Genomic DNA, 5,077 nt, shown 5'->3' with positions numbered 1-5,077 from the left:
TTCCTCAGAAAAAAACATCTTTAATGATACAAATAAAATATTTGTAACTTTGATCCAGGTAACCAACTCAAAAATTTTAACAAACATTAATTAATTTATGAATTACATTCTATTCGACGGTCCTGTTCGGAATGCTTTATTACCGTTTACTTTTACAAGACCCGTGGCTGATATTCTAATCGGAATTATGACCATTCGTCAAAAATGGGAAGCACGTTTGGGTTCAACTATCACTACAATTACTGAGGAATATTTATCGGCAAAATTTCCAATGGTAGAAATGGAAGAAAACGTAATGATCAATGCTGCGTATCTGCCAAATGACAGACTTGTAGGAATGGTATCTGATTTAAAAGAAAATCAGGCAATTTTCAAAGGAGACGATGTAATTGCATTTTTTACAACTGAAAATCAGGAAAAAGTGGATTTCGATTCTTATGAAATTATTCAATATAATGATGATTGTTTGACTATAGAACATACCTGGGATATTTTTTCTAAAAATGATGCTGCAATCCGTGCAGATTTTAATTACCTGACAGAAGACAGGAATTCTCAGCCAATTCCCAAAAGCGTAAATGTTATTGCGCCTGAAAATATATTTATCGAAGAAGGTGCAAAATTAGAATTTGTAATACTAAACGCTTCGGCTGGACCAATATATATAGGTAAGAATACAGAAATTATGGAAGGAACCGTAATTCGGGGTCCTTTTGCTTTATGCGAAAATGCACAGGTTAAACTGAATGCCAAGGTTTACGGGGCAACTACAGTTGGACCGGGTTCCAGAATAGGAGGGGAGGTCAAAAATTCTGTCCTTTTTGCAAATTCAAACAAAGGACATGATGGATTTTTAGGCGATTCTGTTCTGGGAGAATGGTGTAACATAGGGGCTGATACCAATAATTCGAACCTAAAAAACAACTACGAAGAAGTGAAATTATGGAGCTATGAAACAGAAGGTTTTGCAAAAACAGGACTTCAGTTTTGTGGTTTAATGATGGGTGATCACAGTAAATGCGGAATCAATACTATGTTCAATACAGGGACAGTGGTAGGAGTGAGCGCTAATATCTTCGGATCTGGTTTTCCCCGCAATTTTGTCCCAAGTTTTTCATGGGGAGGAGCGGCAGGTTTTACCACTTACATTACCAAAAAAGCTTTTGAAACTGCAAAATTGGTTATGGGACGCAGAAATATAGATTTCGACGAAAACGAAGCGGCTATTTTAGAACATGTTTTTGAAGAAACGAAAAAATGGAGAAAAGATTAATGTGGCAATGAGATAATTAGCCAATTAGATAATTTTTGTAACCCGACAGGTTTTAAAACTTGTCGGGTTTTATTTTTATTGAGGTTTTTGGAATTATCTAATTTTCTAATTGACACATTTTCTAATTCTAAAAATTATCTAATTATCTAATTGCCACATTATCTAATTAAATCTATCTTTGCACCACGAAAAAAATGGGCAGTCATAAAAGGCTAACCGATTAAACAAATTCACAAAAAGTAATGATTACAGTTAACGATATTTCGGTTCAGTTTGGTGGAACTACATTATTTAGCGATGTTTCTTTTGCTATCAATGAAAATGATAAAATTGCCCTTATGGGTAAAAATGGTGCGGGAAAATCGACACTTCTAAAAATAATTGCAGGTCAGAGCAAGCCATCAACCGGAAACGTTTCGGCTCCAAAAGATGCTGTTGTGGCTTATCTGCCTCAGCATTTATTGACGAAAGACGGCTCAACTGTAATGGAAGAAGCCTCAAAAGCTTTTGGTGAAATTTTTAGCATGAAAGCTGAAATTGACGAAATCAACGAACAATTAACTGTCCGTACAGATTATGAAAGTGATGCTTACATGAAATTGATCGAAAGAGTTTCTGACTTAAGTGAGAAGTTTTATGCAATTGAAGAAGTTAATTACGAAGCCGAAGTAGAGAAAATTTTAGTGGGTTTAGGTTTTGAGCGTGAGGATTTTACACGTCAGACTTCTGAATTTTCAGGAGGATGGAGAATGCGTATCGAGCTTGCGAAAATTTTATTGCAAAAACCCGATTTAATTTTACTCGATGAACCTACCAATCACATGGATATCGAAAGTATCCAATGGTTAGAGGAGTTTTTGATTAATCAGGCTAAAGCGGTTGTGGTAATTTCGCATGACAGGGCTTTTGTGGATAATATTACCAATCGTACCATTGAAGTTACTATGGGAAGAATTTACGATTACAAAGCAAAGTATTCTCATTACCTGGAATTAAGAAAAGACCGTCGTATCCACCAGCAAAAAGCTTACGATGAGCAGCAAAGGATGATTGCTGATAACCGAACATTTATTGATCGTTTTAAAGGAACTTTTTCTAAAACCGATGCCGTTCAGTCTCGTGTTAAAATGCTGGAAAAATTAGTTATTGTTCAGGTTGATGAAGTAGATAATTCTGCATTAAAATTAAAGTTTCCGCCAGCAGCACGTTCAGGACAATATCCTGTTGTAGTAAAAGATTTATCAAAATCTTACGGACATCATGTTGTTTTTAAAGATGCTAATATTGTAATCGAAAGAGGTCAGAAAGTAGCTTTTGTTGGTAAAAATGGTGAAGGAAAATCTACCATGATCAAAGCAATCATGAAAGAAATTGGAATTGATGAAGGAAGTGTAGAGATAGGCCATAATTCGCAAATTGGATATTTTGCCCAAAACCAGGCTTCGTTGTTAGACGAAAATGCTACCATTTTTGAAACTATTGATAATATTGCTGTGGGAGACGTAAGAACTCAGATTAAAAATATTTTGGGAGCGTTTATGTTTCAGGGTGATGATATTACCAAAAAAGTAAAAGTGCTTTCGGGTGGTGAGAAAACACGTTTGGCCATGATAAAATTATTGTTGGAGCCTGTTAATTTATTGATATTGGATGAGCCTTCAAATCACCTGGACATGAAGACTAAAGATATCATTAAAGATGCATTGCGTGATTTTGACGGAACTTTAATCCTGGTTTCTCACGACCGTGACTTCCTTGACGGATTGGCAACAAAGGTTTTTGAATTTGGAAACAAAAGAGTAAAAGAACATTTCGAAGATGTGGCAGGATTCCTGGCTCACAAGAAAATGGATTCCATGAGAGAAATCGAAAAGTAATTTACGAATGATATAAAATAAAAAAGCACAAGTTGATTCTTGTGCTTTTTTTATGAAATTATAAACGTATTCCGGGAGGAAGCAATTCTTTGTAAACTGGATTTTTTTTGAAAAAAACTACTATTTTAGGATGAATAGGGACTACCTTGAATTTTTTTTCAATGGATAATTCCATGATTTTTTTTAGCATATCAGATACTAATTCATCATCCTGAAACGAATCAGGAGTGTTGATTTTTGTTAAAAAAATCTTCTTTTCCTGAAATGAATATTCAATTGATACGAGTCCTGTTGCTGATGAGGTTTCAAATTGTCGGGCAAAAGCATTGTCTTTGATTTCCATAATAGAATAGGTCTAAGATTATTTGTTTAAGTGCTATTTGAAAAAAAGAAGAATTAACCTGAGTATTTGGTAATTCTGAATACAAAGGTAATCATTTGATTTTCAATATTAAATTATTTTCTGAATATCAGATGAACTGCGTTTTAAATTGGCTGAATAACATGAAAAATATCATTTGTGAAAATTTATGGCATTTCATTAAAAAAAAGTAATTTTAGAGACGAATTAATTATGAATTATAATGGATAGAATTCCTGTGTATTTTATGCCTGGTCTGGCTGCAAGCTCTTCAATTTTTGAAAGAATTGCTTTGGATGAATCTGTTTTTGAGATTTGTTTATTAGAGTGGGAAATTCCACATAAAAAAGAATCGTTATCAGATTATGCTCTTCGGATTACCAAAAAAATAAAACATGAAAACCCTGTTTTGATAGGGGTTTCTTTTGGTGGGATTTTGGTTCAGGAAATGTCGAGGCATATTAAAGCCAGAAAAGTTATTATTATTTCAAGTGTAAGATGTAATGCTGAATTTCCCCGAAGAATGAAAATCGGGAAAACTACAAAGGCTTATAAATTGATTCCGATGAAGTTATTGCTGAATATAGAGAATCTGGCTAAGTTTTCTTTTGGTGAAAAAATCAACAAACGGATTAAGTTATATGAAAAGTTCCTGGCGATGCGTGATCTCAATTATTTGCAATGGGCTGTCGAATCGGTAATTTTGTGGGACAGATGTGAAATTGATGAAAGCGTAGTTCATATTCATGGTGATCAGGACGAGATTTTTCCGATCAAATACATTAAGAAATGTATTGTGGTAAAAGGGGGAACGCATATTATGATCCTTAATAAATACAAATGGCTGAATGAGAATTTGCCTTCGATTATATTGGAAAAATAAATATTTCTTATAAAACGTGAAGCCCTAGCCCTGATAGAAGTGGAAATCCTTTTATGAAGCTTTTTAGCGGAATAAAAGATTGCAGCGGATAGCAGGAAATAGCTCCTGAAACAAAAAAGCCTTTGAAATTAATACTTCAAAGGCTTTTCGATTTGTAAATGAAAATTTAGATTTTCTTCATTTGTTCTTTCATCATGGTGATTTGTTCTTTCAGCATACCCTGTTTGTCCAGTTTTTTAGCTTCGTTTAACAGATTAGTTGCTTCCAGTTTTCTTCTGCGTGACATGGCAACTCCGGCAAGGTTTAATTTCGCTACGGCTAAATCCATATTCATTGATAGTCCCAATTCGATTGCTTTCTTAAAATGTTTCTCAGCCTGATTGATATTGGTCTGTGATAACATGATTCCGTGTAAGTAATTGAAGTACCCTTGCTGCTTTCTGACCAATGCAGTTTCAGGGTTTTTAATGTATGCCAGCCACTTTTTAGCGCCTTCGAAGTCTTGTTTTCTTAACTTAAGGAAAGCCAAAAGGATAAATTCGTTTTTGAAGTAAAGAAAAATCGGAATTGCAGTCAATAAAATAAGGAAGATTCCGTTCCCGATATTGCTTTCTGTAAATTGCCAAATGCCAGCGACTACAAGAAGTCCGGCTAAAATAAGTTTAATATTTTTGTGAAACATA

Annotated in this window: 5 protein-coding genes; 3 read left to right on the top strand and 2 right to left on the bottom strand. The window is 34.3% G+C overall.

Annotated elements, in window-relative coordinates:
* The first annotated feature begins 97 nt into the window (after nucleotides 1–97).
* Both ABI657_RS18880 and ABI657_RS18875 read left to right on the top strand, forming a co-directional pair.
* Nucleotides 98–1,273, top strand: a complete 1,176-nt coding sequence (locus tag ABI657_RS18880; RefSeq protein WP_348098822.1) for a GlmU family protein — start codon at nucleotides 98–100, stop codon at nucleotides 1,271–1,273.
* Nucleotides 1,274–1,515: 242 nt separating this feature from the next.
* Nucleotides 1,516–3,150, top strand: coding sequence for an ABC-F family ATP-binding cassette domain-containing protein (locus ABI657_RS18875; protein WP_348098821.1), 1,635 nt, complete (start codon nucleotides 1,516–1,518; stop codon nucleotides 3,148–3,150).
* 58 nt (nucleotides 3,151–3,208) lie between these two features.
* Here the strand turns inward: ABI657_RS18875 and ABI657_RS18870 are convergent, their stop codons facing one another.
* Nucleotides 3,209–3,493, bottom strand: a complete 285-nt coding sequence (locus tag ABI657_RS18870; protein WP_348098820.1) for an N-acetyltransferase — start codon at nucleotides 3,491–3,493, stop codon at nucleotides 3,209–3,211.
* A gap of 241 nt (nucleotides 3,494–3,734) precedes the next feature.
* Between ABI657_RS18870 and ABI657_RS18865 the strand changes: the two genes are divergently transcribed.
* Nucleotides 3,735–4,394, top strand: coding sequence for an alpha/beta hydrolase (locus tag ABI657_RS18865; RefSeq protein ID WP_348098819.1), 660 nt, complete (start codon nucleotides 3,735–3,737; stop codon nucleotides 4,392–4,394).
* 166 nt (nucleotides 4,395–4,560) lie between these two features.
* Here the strand turns inward: ABI657_RS18865 and ABI657_RS18860 are convergent, their stop codons facing one another.
* A complete protein-coding gene (locus ABI657_RS18860) occupies nucleotides 4,561–5,076 on the bottom strand; it encodes a DUF2892 domain-containing protein (protein ID WP_348098818.1) in 516 nt (171 codons plus the stop codon).
* Nucleotide 5,077 lies beyond the last annotated feature (1 nt).

The organism is Flavobacterium sp. (assembly GCF_039930565.1).
Classification (GTDB): domain Bacteria; phylum Bacteroidota; class Bacteroidia; order Flavobacteriales; family Flavobacteriaceae; genus Flavobacterium.
The sequence above is the reverse complement of the archived record's forward strand: the minus strand, read 5'-3'. Positions and strand labels throughout refer to the sequence as shown.